Annotated in this window: 23 protein-coding genes; 13 read left to right on the top strand and 10 right to left on the bottom strand. The window is 67.3% G+C overall.

The window, feature by feature from the left end:
• The first annotated feature begins 449 nt into the window (after nucleotides 1-449).
• Nucleotides 450-1,154 carry a type 1 glutamine amidotransferase domain-containing protein gene (locus AV521_RS40685; RefSeq protein WP_076096323.1) on the top strand — a complete coding sequence of 235 codons (705 nt, stop codon included), beginning with the start codon at nucleotides 450-452 and terminating at the stop codon, nucleotides 1,152-1,154.
• Nucleotides 1,155-2,289: 1,135 nt separating this feature from the next.
• Here AV521_RS40685 and AV521_RS53045 read toward each other — a convergent pair.
• The 3 genes from AV521_RS53045 to AV521_RS40665 form a co-directional block, all read right to left on the bottom strand.
• Nucleotides 2,290-2,595, bottom strand: a complete 306-nt coding sequence (locus AV521_RS53045) for an Ig-like domain-containing protein (RefSeq protein ID WP_371917105.1) — start codon at nucleotides 2,593-2,595, stop codon at nucleotides 2,290-2,292.
• Nucleotides 2,596-3,151: 556 nt separating this feature from the next.
• Entirely contained in the window at nucleotides 3,152-3,376 is a 225-nt protein-coding gene (locus AV521_RS40670) for a hypothetical protein (protein WP_179023766.1), read from the bottom strand.
• A gap of 44 nt (nucleotides 3,377-3,420) precedes the next feature.
• A complete protein-coding gene (locus tag AV521_RS40665; protein ID WP_079249651.1) occupies nucleotides 3,421-3,654 on the bottom strand; it encodes a hypothetical protein in 234 nt (77 codons plus the stop codon).
• Nucleotides 3,655-4,099: 445 nt separating this feature from the next.
• Between AV521_RS40665 and AV521_RS48910 the strand changes: the two genes are divergently transcribed.
• The 3 genes from AV521_RS48910 to AV521_RS40650 all read left to right on the top strand — a co-directional run bounded on the left by AV521_RS48910 (nucleotide 4,100) and on the right by AV521_RS40650 (nucleotide 8,005).
• Nucleotides 4,100-4,714, top strand: coding sequence for a hypothetical protein (locus tag AV521_RS48910; protein ID WP_143658738.1), 615 nt, complete (start codon nucleotides 4,100-4,102; stop codon nucleotides 4,712-4,714).
• Nucleotides 4,715-5,456: 742 nt separating this feature from the next.
• Entirely contained in the window at nucleotides 5,457-6,380 is a 924-nt protein-coding gene (locus tag AV521_RS48905) for a hypothetical protein (RefSeq protein WP_143658737.1), read from the top strand.
• A gap of 614 nt (nucleotides 6,381-6,994) precedes the next feature.
• Nucleotides 6,995-8,005 (top strand): hypothetical protein, encoded by a 1,011-nt coding sequence (locus AV521_RS40650; protein WP_143658736.1) that lies wholly within the window; start codon nucleotides 6,995-6,997, stop codon nucleotides 8,003-8,005.
• Between the two features lie 135 nt (nucleotides 8,006-8,140).
• On the opposite strand, the gene AV521_RS40645 is transcribed toward AV521_RS40650, so the two are convergent.
• The 5 genes from AV521_RS40645 to AV521_RS40620 all read right to left on the bottom strand — a co-directional run bounded on the left by AV521_RS40645 (nucleotide 8,141) and on the right by AV521_RS40620 (nucleotide 10,205).
• On the bottom strand, nucleotides 8,141-8,443 hold the full coding sequence (locus AV521_RS40645; protein ID WP_076096310.1) for a hypothetical protein: 303 nt from the start codon (nucleotides 8,441-8,443) through the stop codon (nucleotides 8,141-8,143).
• Complete coding sequence (locus tag AV521_RS40640; protein WP_076096308.1) at nucleotides 8,440-9,183, bottom strand: GntR family transcriptional regulator; 744 nt, start codon at nucleotides 9,181-9,183, stop codon at nucleotides 8,440-8,442. The genes AV521_RS40645 and AV521_RS40640 overlap by 4 nt, the downstream gene beginning before the upstream one ends.
• Nucleotides 9,180-9,404, bottom strand: a complete 225-nt coding sequence (locus AV521_RS47175; protein WP_079249650.1) for a hypothetical protein — start codon at nucleotides 9,402-9,404, stop codon at nucleotides 9,180-9,182. Before AV521_RS47175 ends, AV521_RS40640 begins: the two co-directional genes overlap by 4 nt.
• A gap of 199 nt (nucleotides 9,405-9,603) precedes the next feature.
• Entirely contained in the window at nucleotides 9,604-9,774 is a 171-nt protein-coding gene (locus AV521_RS51795; protein ID WP_256725905.1) for a hypothetical protein, read from the bottom strand.
• Between the two features lie 146 nt (nucleotides 9,775-9,920).
• Nucleotides 9,921-10,205, bottom strand: a complete 285-nt coding sequence (locus tag AV521_RS40620; RefSeq protein WP_076096300.1) for a hypothetical protein — start codon at nucleotides 10,203-10,205, stop codon at nucleotides 9,921-9,923.
• Between the two features lie 79 nt (nucleotides 10,206-10,284).
• Between AV521_RS40620 and AV521_RS40615 the strand changes: the two genes are divergently transcribed.
• Complete coding sequence (locus AV521_RS40615; protein ID WP_076096298.1) at nucleotides 10,285-11,040, top strand: GntR family transcriptional regulator; 756 nt, start codon at nucleotides 10,285-10,287, stop codon at nucleotides 11,038-11,040.
• Between the two features lie 218 nt (nucleotides 11,041-11,258).
• Here the strand turns inward: AV521_RS40615 and xerC are convergent, their stop codons facing one another.
• Both xerC and AV521_RS40605 read right to left on the bottom strand, forming a co-directional pair.
• Complete coding sequence (gene xerC, locus AV521_RS40610; protein WP_076096297.1) at nucleotides 11,259-12,920, bottom strand: tyrosine recombinase XerC; 1,662 nt, start codon at nucleotides 12,918-12,920, stop codon at nucleotides 11,259-11,261.
• Nucleotides 12,917-13,606 carry a helix-turn-helix domain-containing protein gene (locus AV521_RS40605; RefSeq protein WP_076096295.1) on the bottom strand — a complete coding sequence of 230 codons (690 nt, stop codon included), beginning with the start codon at nucleotides 13,604-13,606 and terminating at the stop codon, nucleotides 12,917-12,919. The genes xerC and AV521_RS40605 overlap by 4 nt, the downstream gene beginning before the upstream one ends.
• A 94-nt stretch (nucleotides 13,607-13,700) precedes the next feature.
• On the opposite strand from AV521_RS40605, the gene AV521_RS40600 reads away from it, so the two are divergent.
• From AV521_RS40600 to AV521_RS40565, 8 genes are all read left to right on the top strand, one after another.
• Complete coding sequence (locus AV521_RS40600; RefSeq protein ID WP_179023764.1) at nucleotides 13,701-13,931, top strand: hypothetical protein; 231 nt, start codon at nucleotides 13,701-13,703, stop codon at nucleotides 13,929-13,931.
• A gap of 241 nt (nucleotides 13,932-14,172) precedes the next feature.
• Nucleotides 14,173-15,477, top strand: coding sequence for a DUF3631 domain-containing protein (locus AV521_RS40595; protein ID WP_076096292.1), 1,305 nt, complete (start codon nucleotides 14,173-14,175; stop codon nucleotides 15,475-15,477).
• A gap of 202 nt (nucleotides 15,478-15,679) precedes the next feature.
• The gene (locus AV521_RS40590; RefSeq protein ID WP_256725904.1) at nucleotides 15,680-16,456 is read left to right on the top strand and encodes a DUF2637 domain-containing protein; all 777 of its coding nucleotides are present in this window, start codon (nucleotides 15,680-15,682) and stop codon (nucleotides 16,454-16,456) included.
• Nucleotides 16,457-16,784: 328 nt separating this feature from the next.
• Nucleotides 16,785-17,345: a MobC family plasmid mobilization relaxosome protein gene (locus AV521_RS40585; RefSeq protein WP_076096287.1), complete on the top strand. Its 561-nt coding sequence runs from the start codon at nucleotides 16,785-16,787 to the stop codon at nucleotides 17,343-17,345.
• Nucleotides 17,342-19,057 carry a relaxase/mobilization nuclease domain-containing protein gene (locus AV521_RS40580; protein ID WP_076096285.1) on the top strand — a complete coding sequence of 572 codons (1,716 nt, stop codon included), beginning with the start codon at nucleotides 17,342-17,344 and terminating at the stop codon, nucleotides 19,055-19,057. The genes AV521_RS40585 and AV521_RS40580 overlap by 4 nt, the downstream gene beginning before the upstream one ends.
• Nucleotides 19,058-19,218: 161 nt before the next feature.
• The gene (locus AV521_RS40575) at nucleotides 19,219-19,485 is read left to right on the top strand and encodes a hypothetical protein (protein WP_076096364.1); all 267 of its coding nucleotides are present in this window, start codon (nucleotides 19,219-19,221) and stop codon (nucleotides 19,483-19,485) included.
• Nucleotides 19,454-19,987, top strand: coding sequence for a DUF6879 family protein (locus AV521_RS40570; RefSeq protein ID WP_076096283.1), 534 nt, complete (start codon nucleotides 19,454-19,456; stop codon nucleotides 19,985-19,987). Before AV521_RS40575 ends, AV521_RS40570 begins: the two co-directional genes overlap by 32 nt.
• 15 nt (nucleotides 19,988-20,002) lie before the next feature.
• Nucleotides 20,003-20,851 (top strand): helix-turn-helix transcriptional regulator, encoded by an 849-nt coding sequence (locus AV521_RS40565; protein WP_076096281.1) that lies wholly within the window; start codon nucleotides 20,003-20,005, stop codon nucleotides 20,849-20,851.
• Nucleotides 20,852-20,909: the final 58 nt, after the last annotated feature.

The raw sequence follows: 20,909 nt of genomic DNA, 5'->3' as shown, positions 1-20,909 counted from the left end.
CCTGTCTCCGCCCCGCTCCAGCCCGGCCGGCGCCCGTGCCGCGCGCTGGGGCAATCTGCCGCTTGCTGTCAGGGAAGGGGTACGTCGCGGCTGGGGCGGTCGGCTCCACGATTTTAGGCAGCCACTTTGGCGCGAGCCTCGAAGATCATGGCCCCAACGTCGTGCTTCACCGGGCAGGTCCACAGACTGCCCGACGCGCCGGAAGCTTACGGAGCCATGATCACTCGCGCCAAAGCAGCTCCAGCCCAAAATCGCTCCGCCGACCTACGCGACGCACCTGCACTGCCTACGACAGAGAACTCAGGGGCCTCCGCAATCGTCGCACTGTGAACGCAAATCGCTACTTCGGGTGCCCAGCTTTACAGAGCCGTTCGCCACAGCGGCGTTGCCGACCGAACCCTCCAGGCCTACGGTCGAAAGGAGGGGGAGGTAATCGGAGGTGCGTCATCATGCCCGCAACCAAAACCAAGATCCTAGTCATCGTCACCAACGTCGATGAATATCAGAAGGTCGGCATGCGGACGGGGCTCTGGCTCGGGGAGCTGACTCACTTCTGGGACGTCGCCGAGCAGCGCGGATTCACCATGGACATTGCAAGCCCATCGGGCGGCAAGGTTCCCATCGATCCGGAGAGCCTGTCGCACGAGGTCCTAGCGGAGCTAGGGACTGAAAAGCGCTACGCGGACAGAAAGTTCATGGACCTCCTTGAGGACACCAAGAAAATCTCCGAGGTGAATAGCGAGGACTACGACGCCATCTACCTCACCGGTGGCCATGGGGTCATGTTCGACTTCCCGCAGAGCCAAGAGTTGGAAGACCTAATGGCCAGGTTCTACGAGACCGGCCGAGTCGTGTCGACCGTCTGCCACGGCGCCACGGGCCTGCTCAACGTGACTCTGAGCAACGGGGAACCCCTGGTCAAGGACAAGAGGGTCACCGGGTTCTCCTGGCCAGAAGAGGAACTGGCGAACAGGGCACAAGCGGTCCCCTACAACCTGCAAGAGGAGCTGAGAAAGCTCGGCGCCAACTACAGCACGGCCGACGAGCCGTTCGCCACGTATGTAGTCGAGGACGGACGCCTGATTACGGGTCAGAATCCGGGCAGCGCCAGGGCCGTGGCCGAGGCAGTCGTCAAGCAGCTGAGCCCCGCGTGACGGAGAGGTGATCGCAAACCCCAGACGGTGGATCTTCAGCAGAGGTCGTGCCAGACCCGTGCCAGATCGTGCGGGGAACCACGGGGAGCACCGGGGAACCAGTCGGCTCCCCGCCCGCCACCAATGCCGCTCCGCCGCAGGCCAGTCCCGTAGCGAACCCCAGATCACCTGAGCTTCCCAAGCTGAGGGCTCCGACGCCGTGGTCACGCACCGGCAGTCGCGGCTTGCCCTGGTCGACGGCATCGGCAGCGTGGCTGAGCCCGGCGGGGGTACAGCGAGACATACGCGCGCCTGATCGGTCAGCGCACCCGCCATCGTGGCTGACTTTCGTCGGCTGAGGTTTAGACGTGGGACCGCCGAACGCCGGTGCAAGCGATCAGCCTCCCGCCGTCTTCGGTCAGAAACAGCATGAACGTCCAGGAGCCATCGGCAGCCCTGATCTGTCCCAAGCGAACCGGCTGCTGATGCCGGCCGAGCAGCTCCACGGCGCATGCCAAGTTCGTGGTCTCAATGCCCCGGCGGCACATGTGCCGCAGTCGACGTCCATAGATCAAGGCGAGCGGCTCAGAAGCCGTAGTCCCCTCCCAGACCACGTGGGAACCGCCGCAGCGGAGCCCAGCCAGAGCGGCCACGGACGCCTCGTCGTCGCCAACCAGCAGCCGTTCGAGTAGTTCCCGCTCCACGCCGCCACCCCCACCAGGATCCTGCTGTACAGCAGCCGGATACAGCAACCACAGCAACCGACCCCACCCCGCAGCGTCCCCGTGCAGCCGAATCGCGACCTGTATGACCGTCCCTGACCGATCTCGCTAGAGCTACGGATCAGAAGGCGCCCGTGCCCCAACCGCGCCCGAATGTGCGGGGAACCACGGGAAACCACGGTGCCGAGCGGGCACCGCACAACGCGACGGCCCCTGACCGATATGCCTGGTCAGGCGACCTCACACGTGGCGGCGGGTGTGGCATTTGAACCCACGGTGGCTCGCGCCACGACGGTTTTCAAGATTGCCCCGGGGGTGACGCAACCTATTGGGCCTCCACCGGCTGCGCCTTTGCCTGCGGCCTGGTGTTCGTCGCCCCATGCCGGATGCTGGGGACAACGATGACGCCGCAGGCGAGCGGGGCGCTTGGGTGCCTACGCTGTCGGCAGCCTCCGCCTCACGCTCTGCCGCACGGACTCCAACGGACCGGAGCTGTAGTTGACGTCACCTGAATAGAGGGCGGTGACGGTGTGCGTGCCGAGACGCATGAAGCGAATCACGACCATTGTCATGCTGCACGGACCGGTGCCACCGACTGGAAACAGGACCCCTCGGGCGAGCACCATATCGCCCTCTTGGAACGTCACGGTGCCGGTGGGTGTCGGCGACGTGCTGCTTGGGTTCGCCGGGCAGACCCTGTCGACGAATCTGACCAGCTCCCCGTACAGCGAGGGATTCATTGTTGAGACAAGAGTGGTCTGGGCGGGCTGGAGAGCGGCCATGGAATGGGCTGGGGAAGGCACCAAGCCGAGGACCGCGGACAGTGCACCAGTCGTCACTGCGCCGCATTTGATGAGGCCGTGCATGAGCACTCCCTGTCGACGAGAACGGGCAAAGGCGGGAACTGCCCGATCGCGGGCTACCGCCACCACCACATCACCGCACGCTAGCGCAGGTGTCTCGGTGTGGAGGCCAAGTGGGTGATTGCGGGGGCGGGAGTCGGCGGGGTCGGCGGGAACGAGTCCGGGGCCAGGGTCGGAGCTCTCCGCCGGAGGCGTAGGTAAAGGACACTTCTGTACCCTCCCAACTCGTGCCAGCCCCGCGCCAGATAGCGCGGGAACCACGGGGGACACCGAGGACGCAGCCATTGCCCATAGGGCGTCAGCACCATTCCACCGCAGGTCAGCAAGGCTTCTGGCCCTGAATCACCTATGCTGCCCAAGCTGAGAGCAGGCGTTCGCTACGCATCGAGCGGCCACATAGCCTGTGCTTCCAAGGTGCGTTGCCTCCGGTACGTCAGACGCTCGCCGCCGGGCCCCAGCGCTCAGGCCCCACACCGCACCAGTCGATCCACGGCGACTCCGCCACCTCCGCCGGATCGATCTCCAGTCCTGCCCGGCGAAGGAACTCAGCGACGTCGGCCACGTTGTGGGCCAGCCCGAGGATCTCGCCGTCCACGCGCACGCGTCGGCCGGCTCTGGGCGACGGCGGATGCACGATCACGTGAATCGGGCCGGGCATGCCTTGAGGATCATCTGGCACATGCGGCCCCTCATCCCAACACGTCATTGATGAAGCCGTTCACGAACGTCCGCATCTGATCGTCCCAGTTCACGCAGCTCCCACCACGCCACGGGGTTTGGGCGCCGATGCTGCCAGTAGGGATGGAAGAACAGCTGAGCCGACAGCCGGTACAGACGCCGGCGCAGCTCGGTACGGCCGGGCCGCTCGGCGAGCTGCCGGTAGGTGGAACTCCACTCCTGCTGCGCCTGGGCAAGGTCGTCGGGGAACGATCGCATGGCCAGATTCAAGCACGTGTTCGATTTTCTCGGCCATCAATGAGAACTTGTCCGGCCTCATGGTGGACAGACCTGGGGGCACCTCGGGCGGCACGCCTCGCCCCCCAACTCGCACCGAAGTCGAGACCGCGGTGGCGAGCCATCTCTGAGCGCGCACCTGGGCAGGAGCGAGCGCCGGGCCGGTCGCCACCGTCTCAGTTTCCGTCTCATTCACCGCCGTTCGCGGACGTTCAGGCGAGACCAGAGGCAGCCTCCCGCACTCCGGCCATCCGCCCATGAACCCAGGTGAACGCTCCCGCCCGCACCCCAACACCCCACCACCACAGTTGGAAAGCGTGTGGGACAACGGCAGACGGGATGACGTCAGGAAGATCCTTACGGGGTTGTAGAGCGCTCGGTCAGCGTCACCGGCAACTATTGAGGAGTGACATCTACTCCCCTCTGGGTGCCGCTCGTAGTGGCTGGCATAGGCGTGGCAGCCACGCTAGTCGCAGGGACCACAAGCGCCCTGATTACACAGCGCTGGGCGGATCGCCGTGAAACCGTCGCCTGGGCTCGTGAGCGACAACGCGAGCGCGAACGTTGGGCTCGTGAGGACGAGGCCCGGACCTTCGAGCACCGTCGGCGATCGTACGTAGAGTTTTACGAAGCGGTGAAAGCGCTAGCCAGGACCGCTTACGACCATTGTTATGGCTTCACGGACGCACCTGAGTTGCCAGAAGGTTGGCAGTCTCATGCCTTCGCCAAGCTCGCACAACTGGAGTTCTACGCCGATCGCGCCGTGGCGGCTGCAGCTTCCGCTGCCTACGGCGCAGCCTGGTCCTGGGGCCAATTCGGGGAGTATGACGCCCCCGACGACCGCAGCTTCCACGACCGGCAGCAGAAGTACGACGAGGCTGAGCTGAAGATGCTCCTGTTGATGCGCCAGAGCCTCTCGATTCCAGAAGCCGACCTCACACTTCCGCCTCCTGGTTACATCTACATGGAGGACCAGGACGGAGATGAAGGACAGGCCGAAGGGGGCTCGGAATCGTCAGCCGCCCCCTCGGGTCAGGCGTAGAAGGCCCCCACATGCAGCGGCTTCTTCTGCCGTTCCAAACGTGATTGGCCAATCGAGCCCCGTATCTGTGCACCACAACCGCACCAGATCGAGCGGGGAACAGCGGGGAACCACGGTGAATACAACGGGGCCCGACCAGGCTGCACTTCAGTCGATTGCCCAGGTCAGCGCCCGGACCAACGCCAAATGACCGCAGCTTCCCAAGCTGAGAGCTTTGCGAGGCGATCAACTGTGCGCCGTTCCCAAGGCCGGCCCGGCGCGGCTTACTCCCGTCGACGGCACTGCACCGTGGTTGAGGCCAGTGGGGGTGCGGCGAGAAACACGCGCGCCTAGTCTGTCGGCGCACTCTCCGACGTGGCTGGCTGTCGTCGGCTGAGGCCCAGGCGGCCCCGTGAAAATTGCGTCGTCTGTCGACCAAACGGGCCAATCCATAGGGATCAGCCCTGGACTGTCCCTGGGCCGTGCAAGGACACACGACTCCAACCAACAACGACAGAAGCCCGCGGCGTCTGAGCTGGTCAGAGTCGTGGGCTTCGTTAGACCCGCTGGTCAGCGGGACTTGTGGTCAGTAAATCGCTGCTGATCGCAGTCACCAGCGTTTGTCCCAGCCATCGAGAGTCCACCGCTGCGTGAGCGATGGGGACCAGCGTTCCAGCGAGCGCGCGGCCGTGCGGTTGCAAACCTCAAAGAAGTGAGATGTCCTGAGTTTGATCCCTAGTCTCAACTGCTCTGGAGGAGAGTCATGGCACTCCGCCTTTGGGGTTGCTACTCAGTGGCAGATCACCTTGAGAAGCGCGCGTTCGTCGCGGATTTGCTCCTGTACGACCGCCTTGTGGTTCCGGTTCCGTCCAACGACGACCTGGCCCGGTGGGAGGAATGCTGGAATCCCACCCGGCTGATGGAGCTGTTGCAGATCGCTGACCCCTTCGTCGAGCGAGTCGAATGGAACAGCTCCCGCAGAGAGCAGTTCGAGCGCGAGTTCAGCACGGACCCAGAGCAAGATGCACTCGGGGTGACGCGACGAGTGATATTGGATGATATCCGCGACGACATCTCGATCCAGCATCAGGACGTACGTGCCGTCGCGGTATACGCGCAACCAGATCGCTTCGACCGCGAATGGGAGATCGTGAGAACCTTTCCGTTCTTTCACAGGAACACAAAGGTCGAGCCTGGAAAACGACGCGAATTCGCTAGCGTTTCCTCAGCTGAACAGCAACGGCTGGCCAAGCTGGTCGTCACACGCCTTGTCGTACCGGATGACGGAAAAGACGACAAAGAAGTCCTGCAGAGAACAGTCGATATTGTCGCCCATCCGGAGGTTGCAGGTCGCCGAGCCCAGCTCCAGGAGATGATTGCAGGCCTGAGCACTAAAGGGCTCAGCGATGAAACAATTGTCGGAGAAATCGAGGATATCGTTATTGGTCTGAACGAGTCCATCAAGAGACAAACCAAGGCTCGGTTGGCCCGAGGGGCTGTACAGGTGATCACTGCAGCTGAAGGGGCAGTCTCTATCTGGCTTCCCCCGGTCCAACTCGCTACCGGGCCCACCGCAGTCGCTGGTGATGCGGTAATCCAGCGCCGCTGGGGCGGCACGCCATCGCCCGAGGCTTGCGCCGCGAAGCTATTGAACGACGCTCGGCGAGAGCTGGGAGGAAGGACGTGAGGGGCAGGATTGAGGAAGGCTCCGTCCGACGACGGGCGACAACAGCGGTATTCATACGCGCCATAGTGCATCCGACCGCCGTAGCAACGGCCGCAAGGGCGCAGCAGCGTGAGTGTCTAAGTGCGTGACAACGCCGACAGACAGCGGCGGACGAGCGCGGACGCCTACGGACCATTAGCACAGGTGAGGGGCACACCAGCCCAAGGCACGGCCCCCGCCCAAGTTGCTTCGGGACGAAGAGGTCGCCGTGCCACAGATCGACTCACCCCGGAACCTGACGCTACGCCTGGCCGGTCCGGCTGTCGCCGTCGCCACGGAATGAGGGGCAACGGCGGACGATCACCAATACGCGACTGATATCCGCGTTTGACATCGATCAACGGCGTCGGATGGTGCCGGCACGAGCGCCCGTGCTGGCGTGATGTCCGCCGACTCTTCCGAGGAACCGGTGCGCGGCGAGTACAACGGGCGCCACGCCGGCTCCTCCAGTCGTAGGCTTCGGCTCTGGGCCTCTGGAGGAGGTAGGGATGGGCTTTGCTCGACGCATGGTCCGTAAGTCGGTACGCAAGGCGACGCCTCGGTCCGTGCGCCGGGCCATGCATCCCGTGCGGACCGTGAAGAACGCAGTGACACCCCGGCCAACCAAGCAGGTGAGCCGCACCGCGTATGTCGTCACCCATCCAGTCGGGGCAGCCGAGAACAAGATCATCGATGTGGCCCTCGGCAGCGGTGGGCGGCGGCGCACGGCAGGGGTAGGTCGCCGGAGTTCTGCGAGCCAGGCTGCGGCCGGCGTTGGGGTCCGTGCGGCCGAGGCGGCTGCCGCGCTGGAGGAGCTGACTCGACTCATGGCCGTCGGGCACCAGCGATTCACCGAAGCCCAGCGACTGCTGGTCCCCGAGCCCGACCCGGTCGACGCGAAGCCATTCATGGAGAGGGAATGGGCACGCCGCAAGACCGAGGCACGCTGGTGGCAGCGCGGTCGGCAACGAGAGATCCGCAGGGAGGCCCGCGACTACGGGGAGAGGCGTGCAGTAGACACCTACGTCCGCGCACAGCGAGATCAACAGGAACGTCAAAGTCTCGCCGACGCCCAGTGGGACGACCTCTGTCGCGGCGAGCGCTCCGCCGTCACGACTGCCATCTTCGATGTCTTCCGGGACAGCCCATCACAGGTTGTGGCGGTAGATGCCTGCGGCTCCGAGGCAACAATTGGAGTCCTGTTGCCGGGACCGCAGGTGCTTCCCGAGAAGATGCCTCACACCACCCCCACGGGCAGGCTGTCGGCCAAGGCCTGGCCGAAGACCGAGTTCAACGAGGCGTATGCCGGACTGCTGGGGGCGCACCTGGTGGCGGCAAGCCGCAGGACCTGGGCAGCTGCGCCCTCGCTGATGCAATTGCGGATCATAGGTCTACGCGAGGCCGACGTCCGCCGGGAAGTCCTCTTCGATGTTGAGATATGCCGAGCCGACGGCGGATGGAACAGCGACGACTGGGGCGCTTCCGTCCTGGGGGAAGCACGGCGCGGGCTCAATCGGGTAGGCAAGAGCCGAGAGGTCCGGGCGTGGGCGGAGGGTGACTTGTCCCCCGACGTTCCCCTGCTGCTGAGGCGCTCGAAAAGAAGCTGACAGTGTGTTCTGGGAGGAACAGGGATCGGCATAACGCGACGGGAGAGAGAAGCCCGGGATCGCGTCCGGGTTCCTCTCCCTGTCGGGATGGGACGGAAGGTCACCGTCGGCAGTTGCTAAACGCAGTCGCTCACGTCAGGGGCGATGAGGGTCGCTCACTGCCAGGAGGTGGCCGCGACTTGTCGCAACGCGGAGCACGTCTCGCAATGCCCCGGTCAGTTCCTTGGCCAACCGTCGCAGGTCCTCCGGGCCCTGGTCCTGGTCGTCGAGGGTGTCCGAGGCATGTTCCAACAGTTCGGCTGCCGTTCCCAGCTGCACCGCTTCGATGTTGTCCGCCAGGCGGGACATGTAGCCGCCCGTGTCGTCGGTGTTTAGGTAGCAGGGCTTGCCTTCCGGCCCCGGCCAAGGGAGGAGTCGGAGTTCCTTCGGTGCCGTCATCCTTGCGTCTGCCTCTCATCGGTCATGTGGTGGGTGGTGAAGACGGCTTCGACGCGATCCCCCGGGAAGGCCAGAAGGGCGGCCTCTACGACTCGCCCGGTGGTGTCGGTCGCGACGCGTGTGATCGCGAGGACTGTCTTGGAGGAGCCGGTCCGGAGGGCCGATGCTTCGTCCGGTGTTGGTGGGCGGGCACATACCGTCTCCCGGACGGTTGCCGGCTGCGAGCCCAGAACGGCAAGTCGTAGGGCGGTCTCCTGCCAGGAGGGTTCGTCGTCCAGCACTCCGGCCGGGAGCAGGTCGTGCGGGATGTAGATGCGGGCCAGTCCGCGCGGTGACTCTTCCTCGTGGCTGACGCAGAAGAACTCAGTGAGTGGACTGCCCGTCGGCACCTTGAGCAACGTCGTCAGATGGCCGTCTGCCGGAACCGAGGTGGTGCGCACGGTGACACGCAGGGCCGCATCAGCAGCGGTCCACGGGTCTAGCGTCCCCCATCCGCCGACGTACACGATCTTGCGTGGTGGGCGACGAACGAAGTTCCCCTTGCCGTGGATCTTCTCGACGAGACCTTCGCCCTGGAGGACCGCGAGGGCGCTCCGCAGAGTCACCGTGCTGACCTTGTAGCGGTCGGCGAGGTCGGCCTCGGACGGGAGACGTTCGCCGGGCTTGATGCGACCGGTTGTGATCTGCTGCCGGAGATCGTCGGCGATGTCGTGATGGCGTGAAGGCACGGAGCGGGTCACCGCCTTCGCAGCATCCGCACGGCGGCGAGCCGGGTTCGCGTGTGTATGGTCAGCAATTCGCCCGACTCGAAGAGGAGTTGTTTGGCGCCGTTGGGCAGTTGGAAGAGGTTGTCCACGCGGCATGCCCGGCCGCCGACCTGGATGATGTCGCCGCGCCGAACCGTGGTCGCGGTGACCTCGACGTTGGATGCCAGTGCGCCGACGGGGGCAGGGACTCTCACCGCTTCACCTCCGACGGCGCGGACTGGGCAAGCGTGGAATGGCACGGGCAGTCGCACGCCTCGTAGACCACCGGCAGGTCGATCGGTGCCGAGACGGGGGAGGACTCCGCACAGGCAGAGTGCGTACCAATCCGGCATGCGGTCGACCGGTAGGCGGTGGTCGAAGTGTCCGCAATGCGGGGCTGTTGGCGGGAAGGCATCAGCTGACCCCCGCCAAGGCCGACCAGGCTTCCGCCGACAGATGGGAAGCGACGACCACCGCGCGCGGCCGTACTCGCTTCTCCCAGGCCAGCACGTACGGGCGGACGAGCGCGTTGTCCTCGCCCGAGAGCAAGTCCGCGCGGTACTCGGTGTCTGGGGCTTGCCCCAAGGCCGCTGCCAGTCCCTCACCAGGCGCAGAGAGCCCGGCAGTAGCCGTCGGCCAGGAGGAAGTTAAGAGACGACGGTGCCGGCCCTTGGGGGCATACCGCGCTCTGGTGAGCGAGACGGCACGGCGGATACGGTTGAGCACGCTACTCAGCTCCTATCGCTGATGGCTGGTCCCCCGACATCGCCCGTCGTGGGGACCGCTTTGCGTACGACCGCCCAGAGGGTGCGGCCGTTCAGGTTGGTGGCGACGAGACCGAACCGATCGGCTTCCGCCACCGCTTCCAGGACCTCCCGCCATAAATCGGCGGAGAGCGATTCCGGCACCTCCGCTTCGACTGACGTGTACTGGTCGTGCTCCTCCACTCGCGCGACGAGCCCGACGGCGGACAGCCGGGCAGCGATGGCCGCCGCGCTAACTCCCGAAGCGGGCACAGGGCAGCCTCCGTCGCCAGCGAATCACTTTCAGTGAAGCTAGTTAACTAGGTTAGAGCTAGTGGACTAGATTTTCCATATGCCTGAGCAGCCGCCCTATCTCCGTATCGCCGACGAACTCCGGCGGCGGATCGCGGAGCACGTATGGGAGCCGGGGGACCGCCTGCCCTCCCGTGCCCAGATCGGCCAGGAGTGCGGCGTGGGCGAGAACGTGGTCCGCCGGGCGCAGGAACTGCTGATCTCCCAAGGTGTGCTGGAGGGGCGGGCCGGATCGGGCACGTATGTCGCCGAGCCCCGGCAGCGGGTCCGGGTCGTCCGGTCATCGGCCCGGGAGCAGCCCAGCGGTTCGCCGTTTCGCGCAGACATGAAGGCCGTTGGCAAGCAAGGCGATTGGGAGAGCCGGACCGATGCCAAGGTCCCGGCGCCGGCGGCCATCGCGACGCGGCTCGGCATCACCGAGGGCGACCTGTGCGTACGGACGACGTACGAGTTCCTGGCCGACGGCAGGCCGGTGCAGCTGTCCACGAGCTGGGAGCCGTACGACCTCACCGCCGGCACTCTCGTCGTCCTCCCCGAGGGTGGGCCGTACGCCGGGGCGGGTGTCGTGAACCGCATGGCCGCGATCGGCGTCACCGTCAGCCACGCCGTGGAGCAGCCCGAGCCGCGGCAGGCGACCGCCGACGAAGCGTCGATACTCGGCATCCAGAAGGCCGCGCTCGTCACGCATATCCGGCGGACGTACTACAGCGACCAGGGGCGGCCCGTGGAGACAGCGGACATCGTGGTGCCCGCCGCTCATTGCGAGATCGTCTATGAGATCCCGATCAACCGTTAGCCGCTGCTCACAGGACGACTTCTGACATCCACGGCTGACATCAACGAGGCCGGACGGCGGCACACAGCGGCGCCCCTGGGCGACCGTCGGATCAGCCGACGGCGGCACCAGAGGCGGGCGTAGATCGAACTCCTAAAGCGGGTGTCGCAGGTTCGAATCCTGCCGGGGGCACAACGCATTACCGCTCTGACCTGGGGTTTCTTCCCCAGGGAGGGCTCTTACTCGGCCTCGGACTCCTCGTCCGGGGCCGTTTGCGTGAGCGGTGCGTGAGCGGACGGCGCGCCAGGCCCCGAGATTTCTCCGGACGGATCAGCACCGTCCGGCACGTTCGCCTCCGCCGCCTCGGCCTCGCCCTGAGCTTCCGGAGCGGCGTTCTTGGAGGCGGCGCGAGCGCGCGGTACGAGCCGGGCTGCGGCCTCGGCGATAGCCAGATCCGCCTCGGGCAGCAGGCTCGTGTACGTGTCGGCCGTGATGGTGATCGAGGAGTGGCCGAGCATCTCCTGGATGTCCTTCAGGTCGGCACCGGCCGCGTGGGCCAGCGTCGCTGCACCATGGCGGAGGTCGTGGAGCCGGACCGGCGGGAGACCGATCTCCTCGTACAGCTCGACGAACCGCCGTGTGACGTTGGCGGGGTGGAGCATCTCGCCGTTCTCCTTGGTGAAGACGCGGCCGGACTCCACCCAGGCGCTCTCCCACTCCTTGCGGTCCTTGTCCTGCTGGGCGCGGTGCCGCTTCAGCGCCTGGACCGTGTCCGAGTCCAACGCGATGGTGCGGGCGCCGGCGTCCGTCTTGGGGTCGTCTTCATACACCTCCCAGCCGTCCACGACGAGTTGCTTGGCGACGGTGATGAGACCGGCATCGAGGTTGGTGTCGGTCCACTTCTGCCCGCACGCCTCGCCTCGCCGCAGCCCGCGGAAAGCGATCAGGTGGAACAGCGCATACAGTCGGTCCTCCGCGACGTGGTCGAGGAAGACGCCGGTGTGCCCCGGCGTCCAGACCATCACCGGCGAGGGCTTCTCCCCAGTGCGCTTCCAGTGGAGGATGCGCTCGTCCGTCCACACCAGTGCCTTGGGCCGCTTGCCCGCCTCCAGCTCGACGTGGGCCGCTGGGTTGAAGGTGATGAGCTGCTGGGCGATCGCGGCGTTCAACGCGGCCCGCAGGGTGGAACGGACGCGCTGGCGGGTAGCTGGGCCCACGATGCGGCGGTAGGGCTCCATCTCCTCGATGGCCGCCTTCATCACCTTGCGGCGGGCGCGATGCTCCCGGCCCTTCCAGCGGATCTGGGCCAGATCCTCGAACGCCTTACGCCGTGCGGCGTTTCCTTCCGCGATCTCAACGTTGGCCTCGGCGATGGCCTCGAACATCTCCGTGAGGTGGGTGACCCGGAGACGGTCGAGCCGCAGGTGCCCGATCCGCGGTTTGAGGTGCACCCGGATGTTGCTCTCGTCGCGGCTGATGGCGCTCTGCCTCCCCTTCTTGCCCGCCAGCCACATGTCCAGCCATTCACCGACGGTGAGACGGCTGGTCAAGTCCAGGCCGTGACTGAGGCGCCTGCGGGTCGCCTCGATGTCCGGCAGTGGCGCCTTCTCCTCGGCCACCTTCTCCAGCAGCTCCGCGATCTGGGCCAGTCCCTCGGCGTCGTCGACGCCGACGAGGCCGAGCAGGGCGCGGACATGGTCGAGGTCGGCCTGGGCAGCCTTGAGGCTGTCGTAGCCGGCACGGCTGAAGGAGCGGCGGGTGCCGTCCTCGCGGGGCGGCAGCTCCTGGCGTATGGAGTACGAGCCGTGCTTGCGGCTCGTGAGCTTGGGGCACTTCTTGCCGAGCGGCTTGCCGGTGTGGGGGTCACGGCAGTAGCAGCGGCGGTGGGTGGAGCCCTTCAAAGAGTGTCCTCCTCGGTGGTGTTGCCGACGGGCGGGTCGACGTCGGCGAGTTCGGGTGGCAGGTAGGGGAGCAGGCCGCGGTCGCGGCGGATGAAGGAGCGGGCTACGCGGAGGCGTTGTTTGGCCTTGTCGATGCGCTCCAGGCAGGCGGCCTGGTCGCGCAGGGCCTCCGCCCGTTGTGTGGCACGGGTTGCGTGCTGGACGGCGTACTGCGCGTAGCTCTCGCTGGCCATCGCGGCGTTCGCCTCGCTTAGGGCCTCGATGTGCTCGCGCTGGTAGCGGAGCATGTCGCGGTCGGCCAGGGAGCCGCTGTCCTGAGCGATGAACCAGCACATGGCCTCCCACGGAGCAATTCGGTGCTCGTACGGGAGCCGCTGGACCTCGGCGATATAACCGATCGGGTAGATGAGGCAGATCGGATTCGTGCGCAACGCCTTGGCCAGGACCATGACGTCGACCAGGGGCAGGTTGGCGCGGCGGCCGGATTCCATATTGGCGATGACGCTGCGCGGGATCGGGTGGCCGATCTCCTCGCAGCGGTCGGCGAGGTCCTGGGCGCTCATGCGCAACTCCTTCCTTCGGCGTCGGACCTCAGCGGCCACGGTGGCCATGACGTGGTCAGCCCACTCGGGGACGTCGTCCTCGTCCTCGTTGTCGTATCCAGCATCGGATTCATGTTGTGTCATGAAGACACATTAGCTTCGCCATCCTGGTCTTAGTGGCCTGGAGCCGGGAATGATCGTCACGTTCGCCGAGGGCTCAGTCATGGATGGAGTGCGTATGCACGAGACCGAACCCGTCGAGCGGGCGAAGGGCATGAGCAGGGAGGAGCTGCTAGGACTGCCGGTGTCCGTTGACCTGGAGACTGGCAACCGCGCTCTGGGTCTTGGGCGGAGCAAGGGGTACGAGCTGGCCAAGCGTGGCCAGTACCCGTGCAAGGTGCTGCGACTCGGCAACGCATACCGGGTCGTGACCGCCGACCTGCTGAACCTGCTGGGGCTGGCTGCGTGAGAGGTCGGGCCCGTAGCAGACGGTTCTGCGCTGAGCTGACACAGAAACGCTGGACTGTGCCCGAGGGTGGACGTACTGTCCGTGTTCCCTCACGGAACGCACCGGGTGTTCAGCCACGGGATAAAGCGAGCCCCGGCGCTGCAACGCCGGAGGCTCAGCACACTCCTGCCGCCCGTATCCACTGAACGACCCGCGCGCGCTGGGCCGGCATGCCCGGCGCCGCAGTATGAGGAGCTGCCCTGTGCAACACCCCGGAGCCGAGTCCCATTCCGCCCCCGACAAGCCTTCCTGGCCGCCGGTCGCCATCCCCGGCCAGGTCGGCAACGACACCGGCGGAGCCCCTGCCCCCGACAACGACGGCACGCCAGAGGTCTCTTCGCTGGACCAGCCTGCCAAGGAGGAGGTGCCGAATCCCGAGCCGACCGTCGCCTCGGCGCTGCTGGATGATCTGCGGGCGCAGATAGCGAAGTTCGTGATCCTGCCCTCGCAGGAGGCCCTGGACGCGGTCACGCTGTGGGTGGCAGCGACGCATCTGCAGCCTGCCTGGCAGCACGCGCCGCGCCTCGCGGTGGTGGGGCCGGCGAAGCGGTGCGGCAAGTCGCGGCTGCTCGACGTGCTGACCGAGACGGTGCACAACCGCCTGATCACGGTCAACGCCAGCCCAGCGGCGATCTTCCGCTCGATCACCGACGAGGACCCGCCCACCCTTCTGGTGGACGAGGCCGACACCCTCTTCGGCACCGCCAAGGCAGCGGAGAAGAACGAGGACCTGCGCGGCCTGCTCAACGCCGGACATCAGCGCAACCGGCCCACGCTGCGGGTGTCCGGCCCCGAGCACAAGCCGCAGGCGTTCCCCACCTTCGCCATGGCCGCGCTTGCCGGGATCGGCGACCTGCCCGACACGATCATGGACCGGTCCGTGGTCATCCGGATGCGCCGCCGGGCACCGGGCGAGCGGGTGGCAGCCTTCCGTACCGGCCGGGACACCCCCGCCCTGCACGCCGTCCGGAACCGGCTCACCGCCTGGCTCGCGCCGCTGCATGCGCGGGCGATGGAGATGGAACCGGTCATGCCGGTCGAGGACCGTGCGGCGGACACGTGGGAGCCGCTGGTGATCGTGGCCGACCTCGCCGGAGGTGAATGGCCCGCCCTCGCCCGTGCCGCCTGCCGTGCGATGACCGACTACGAGGCGGGGCAGGACGAGGAGGGCGGTCTGCGCACCCGCATCCTCATCGACATCCGCCGGGCCTTCACCGCTGTCGGCGATCCGGCAGTGCTGCGGACGAGCAGCCTGCTGGAGTACCTCAACGGGGACAAGGAGGCGCCGTGGGCCGAGTACGGCGCCAATGGGCTGACCCCGCGCGGCCTGCAGGTGCTGCTGAAGGACTACGGCATCGGCTCGGCCAACCGCCGCTTCCCCGACGGCGTCCAGGCCAAGGGCTTCGCGCGCAACCAATTCCTCGACGCCTGGGCCCGCTACTGCCCCGGACCGAAGCCTCCGGCCGAGCCCGCCCAGCCGATGGCCGACCCCGGCACCGCAGCCTGACCCGACTCCACTCGTCACACTCGTCCCCGCGCAGGTCAGCGCGGGGACGAGTGAGCGGCCCGCAACGAGTCGTCTCGGCATCACCACTTCTCTCGTACCTGCCCTGACCAGGCACGCAACGAGTGGTACGAGTCACCGCACCTCACGGCGGCCACGCCCCCTGTCGCGTGGCCGCCGGCAAATCCCCCTGGAGTGCCTCCGCTTGACCTCCCCGACCGCCACCACCCCCACGCCGATACCGGGCACCGCCGCGATCCGATTCGGCATCGCCCTGCTCGCCGTGTTCGCCTTCGCCCTCTCGTACGACGCCCTGCGGCAGATGGCCGTCGCCATCCACATCCGCGGATTGCTCACCTACGCCTTCCCGCTCGTGATCGACGGGTTCATCGCCATCGGCGTCGGCGCCCTGCTCATGCTCCGCACCGCCCCTACGCGCTCCCGCGCCTACGTGTGGGCCCTCGTCGGCGCCGCCACCGTCACCAGCATCTGGGCCAACGCTCTGCACGCCGTCCGCCTCAACCAGCAGACCCGCCCAGGCAGCGGTCTCCGCCTCGACGACCGCACTGTCGGCGCCCTGTCCGCCATCGCCCCGCTCGCCCTGGCCGGCGCCGTCCACCTCTACATCGTCATCCGGCGCCATCCCGCCGCCCGCCGCCAAGAAGCGGCAGAGCTGACGGCTACCGACGTGGCCCACACCCCCGCCGACGTGGCGCGGGATTCTTCCGATGTGGCTTCGGGCGCCACCAACGTGGCGGAGGTCCCGGAGTCCTCCACCGCAGCGAAAGCCCATACGCCCGACGAGGTCTCCACCGAACGGCTCACTCTCGCCCGCACCGCGCCACTGGGACGCAACGGCCACGCCTCACGCCGCCACATCGAGAGCACCTTCCGCGCGCGGGGCCTGACCATCGGCCGGAAGGAGGCAGACCAACTGAAGGTCGTCATCCAGGCCGAACTCGACGAAGCCGCCTCCCAGTAACACGCAGAGACCAGCGCATCCAACGCCGACGCTGCCTGATCCACGCGGACCAGGCTGACACCCGCCCCAGCCCCAGCTCCGTGTCCCCGTGCTCACCGGCACGGGGACACGCAGGCCCGCACCCCGCCAATCCCTGCGCTCCACGGAGAACCAGCCCATGCACGACCCGCACCGCCCCGACCACACCCTGGACGAGCTGCTGCCTCAGGCGAAGTCCCCTACGCTGATGAACCGTCTGCGGCGCGCGTTCGGACGGGGTGCCCCTGGCGGAGCCAGTAGTACCCCGAGTCCGACTCAAGGCCGGTCTTCGGGGGTCTCCGCCCCGGGGGTGGCGGAGGAAGCCCGGCGCCAGGGGGCGCCGAACCGGGAGGTCGGGGCCGAGGGCGGCCTCGACCTGGACACACTCCATGCCGTCCAGAGCGAAGTCCTCCACCCCGCCCGCACCGCCGAGACCTCCGCCGGCGAGACCGTCGTGCAGAGCGTGCAGCCCGCCATCCGTCGCTTCACCGGCACCAAGCGCGTGGTCCGCGTTGGTCCCCTGCGCTTCACCGGCAACGAACACACCCAGCTTCAGCAGGCAGCCATCGAGCATGGCTATAAAGGTGACTCCGGCTTCGCCGCCGACATCGTCCTCGCCTTCGTCACCGGTCGGTTCACCGCCAACCTGCCCCTGTCCGAGGACCGCCGCCGTACGCACATCTTCCGCGCCCAGGTCCTGCGACAGATCAACCGGATCGGCGTCAACGTCAACCAGATCGCCCGAGCCCTCAACAGCGACCAGACCCCGCCCGACCTCCGCCAGCGCCTGACCGAACTCCACGACCTGCTGGAGCTGATCGCCGAGGCCCTGCGCCAGCCCATCGATCCGGAGACGGAGGCAGCCGCGTGATCGCCGCCATCAAACCAGCCGGGGCCAACACCCGCGGCCTGCTCGCCTACCTCTACGGTCCCGGCCGGCACGACGAGCACACCGACCCGCACATCGTGGCAGGCTTCGCGATGCTCGGCATGCCCGACCCCGGCCGTAACGAGGACGCCACCCTCACCGAACTCGCCCGCTACCTTGACGCGCCCGTTCAACTTCGGAACAGCGAGTTCGGCAAGAAGGTCACCGACCACGTCTGGCACTGCCCTGTTCGCGTCGCTCCCGAGGACCGCTACCTCTCCGACGCCGAGTGGGGCGAGATAGCCCGGCGCATCGTCGAGGCGGCCGGTATTGCCCCGGCCGGTGACGACCTGGCCTGCCGCTGGATTGCCGTACGCCACGCCGACGACCACATCCACATCCTTGCCACCACCGTCCGCGAGGACGGCCGCCGCCCCAAACTCCACGACAGCGGCCTGCGCGTCAGCGATGCCTGCCGCGACATCGAGAGGGACTACGGGCTGCGCAGGCTGAAGAAGGTCGACCGCACCGGCGCCCGCCGACCCACCCAAGCCGAGATGCACAAGGCCGAACGCCTCGGCTGGGAACAGACCAGCCCCGAATGGCTCCAGGACCGCATCCGCGCCGCCATCCCCCACGTGACCAACGCCGAAGAATTCATCGCCTACCTGGAAGCCGACGGTATCGAGGTCAAGGCCCGGCAAGGCCCGTCAGGCGACCTCCTCGGCTACGCCGTCGGCCGCCCCGGCGACCTCAACGACAACCAGGAGCAGATCTTCCACCCCGGAGGCAAGATCGCCCCCGACCTCTCCCTGCCCAAGATCAAGGCCCGCCTCGAATACAGCCAGCCCGAAGAGCACCCCACCGCCCGCCGCAACCGCCCCAGCACCCCCTGGCACCAGGCCACCGACGCGCTCGACACCCTCCACACCGACCTCGCCGACGACACACATGCCCAGGCCCACATCGCAGCCCTCGGCGAACTACTCGAAGCCACCGCCCAGAAGGCACCCGACAATCTGCGCACAGAACTCCAAGCCGCATCCAAGGCGTTCGCCCGAGCCCAGCGCTCCCAGATCCGCGCCGAAGACCGCGCCGCCCACACCGTGCGAAGCGCGGCACGCGACATCGTCCACACCGCCACCGGCCCCGACGGCAGCACGCTCGCCGCCCTGCTCGCAGCCCTCGTCTGGGCAACCATCGTCGCCCGGCGCTGGCACGAAGCGAAGGACCACACCCACCAGACCGACGCCGCCCGCCTAGCAGTCCAGCACCTCCAGACAGCCGCAGACCGCGCCGTCACCCAGACGCTCACCGAACTCGCAGCCCGACCGCCCAGGGACCAATCCCGCCGCGTTCTCGCGAACGACGTACGGGCGGCCGTCCCCGACCACGCCGAGCAGATCCTCGCCGACCCGGCCTGGCCCGCGCTTGCCACCGTCCTCGCCGACGCCGAAGCCCGCGGTCACCAACCCCACCAGCTCCTCAAGGAAGCCGCCGCACAACGCGAGCTGACCACCGCCCGACAACCCGCCCGCGTACTGATCACCCGCATCCAGCACACCAGCCGAAACCCGGCCCCCAACCGCCGCGCCGAAGCCGCCCGCCGACGCTCGACCATCGCAGGCTCGGTCCCCAACCAGCAGAACGGGAGCCCCCCGCTCTCGGCGGTGGCGGCGACCCCCACCAAACAGCAGCATCGAAAGCACCGGTAGGCGCCGTGTGGTTTCACCGTGCGCCCCGCGCTTCTGCGACTGAGAGTCGGTGGGTTCAAGCCAACGTCACACCAAACCTTCCCCGCGCCCTTGACGACCCTTGCCCCCTTCGAAAGCGTCGCACGCAAGAACGCGCAACCGACTTGATCTGGGAGGGCATCGTGGACCTACAGTTCATCGGGATCGACCCCAACACCGGGGGCGAGGGTTCGCCGACGGTGTGGGTGGAAGAGGAGACGGCTGACCTGGTCCTCCAGGGCATCAAGGCCGAGGAAGCGCTGGAGGCACTGGTCAGCGGTACGGAGTGGGTCGCCGGTCACGCGGTGGGAATCCCCGCCCACGAGACGGTGATCCGCATCCCGGCCCGCATGGTGCCGATTCTGAGGGAGGCGTGCGATGTCGCAGAGCGGCGTGCCGAGCTTCGCTGAGCTGCTGGCCGGTACGCGCCGTAGCGCGGTGCATCTGGAGATGCGTGACGCGTACGGCGTCGGTGACGAGGCGGAGGAGTTCGAGGAGTTCAAGCACACTGGCCACGTCGATCTCGATCCGACGGCGCGGTGGTGGCCTGGCTGGCTGGGCGTAGTGCGGGAGGCCGTTGGCCGTGGTGTGGTGATGCGTCGGGCCAGGATCGTTTCCGAGCCCGTGACGGACTACATCCGGTGGGAGCACGCTGCCACCCCGCTGAACGTCGAGGCGGGTGAGCTGGTGCGCTGGCTGCCCCGTCGGCGGGCCGTGGACATCGCCTTGCCTGGAGCCGACTTCTGGCTGTTCGACGACCGCCTGGTGCAGTTCAACATCTTCACCGGGGACGGTGATTGGGCGGATCCGCCCAAGGAATTCAGCGAGGACCCCGCCGTGGCCAAGCTCTGCTCCGACGCCTTCGAGGCCGTATGGGAGCGTGCCGTCGACCACGAGAAGTACACCGTCTGACCCGCACCTCACCCCATGCCCGCCTCTCCTTCGTCCAGCGCTCAGGCAGCCCGTGAAGCGCTCGCCGTACGCCTGACGCACCTTCGCAAGGACGCCGGCCTCACCGGGAAGGAACTCTCCGCCCGGTGCGGCTGGCACCCCGCGAAGACCACCCGCATCCAAAAGGGCGAGGTACAGCCCACCGACGGGGACATCCGCGCCTGGTGTGCTGCCTGCGCCGCCGCTGACCAGGCCGACGACCTGATCGCCACGGCCCGCGCCGTCGACTCGATGTACGTGGAGTGGCGCAGGAGCCACCGGACCGGCATGCGTAAGACGCAGGAGGACATCAACGACCGCTACGCGCAGCGCGGCGTCACTCGCGCGTACGTCTCCAACGTCGTGCCCGGCTTCTTCCAGACTCCCGCATACGCCACGGCCCTGATGGAGGCCATCACCGACTTCCAGGGCACCCCCAACGACATCTCCGAGGCTGTCGCGGCCCGAGTCGCCCGGAGTCGGTTCCTGTACGAGGGCGGACACCGGTTCGTCGTGCTCATGGAGGAGTGCGTCCTGCGCTATCGCGTGGGCGACGCCGAGACGATGGCCGGACAGCTGAGGCATCTGCTGACCGTGATGCCGCTCCCGTCCGTCTCCCTGGGCGTCATTCCCTTCACCGCGCAGAGGACCATGTGGCCGTTGGAGGCGTTCTACCTGCATGACGGCACGCGCAGCGTCGTGGAAACCCTCACGGCCGAGGTCAATGTGGTGCAACCGCGCGAAGTCGCCGACTATCGCAAGGCGTTCGGGGAACTGACGAGGATGGCCGTCCACGGCAACGCCGCCCGCTCCTTGATTAACGCCGCGATCGACTCCCTCGGATGACGTTGCGCAATTCCCCGCAATTTCGTTGAGGCGAAACTCCGGCTCTCCGTACGGTCGT

Origin of the sequence: Streptomyces sp. IMTB 2501 (assembly GCF_001953885.1) — a bacterium.
GTDB lineage: Bacteria > Actinomycetota > Actinomycetes > Streptomycetales > Streptomycetaceae > Streptomyces.
This window is presented reverse-complemented; position numbering and strand designations above follow the sequence as displayed.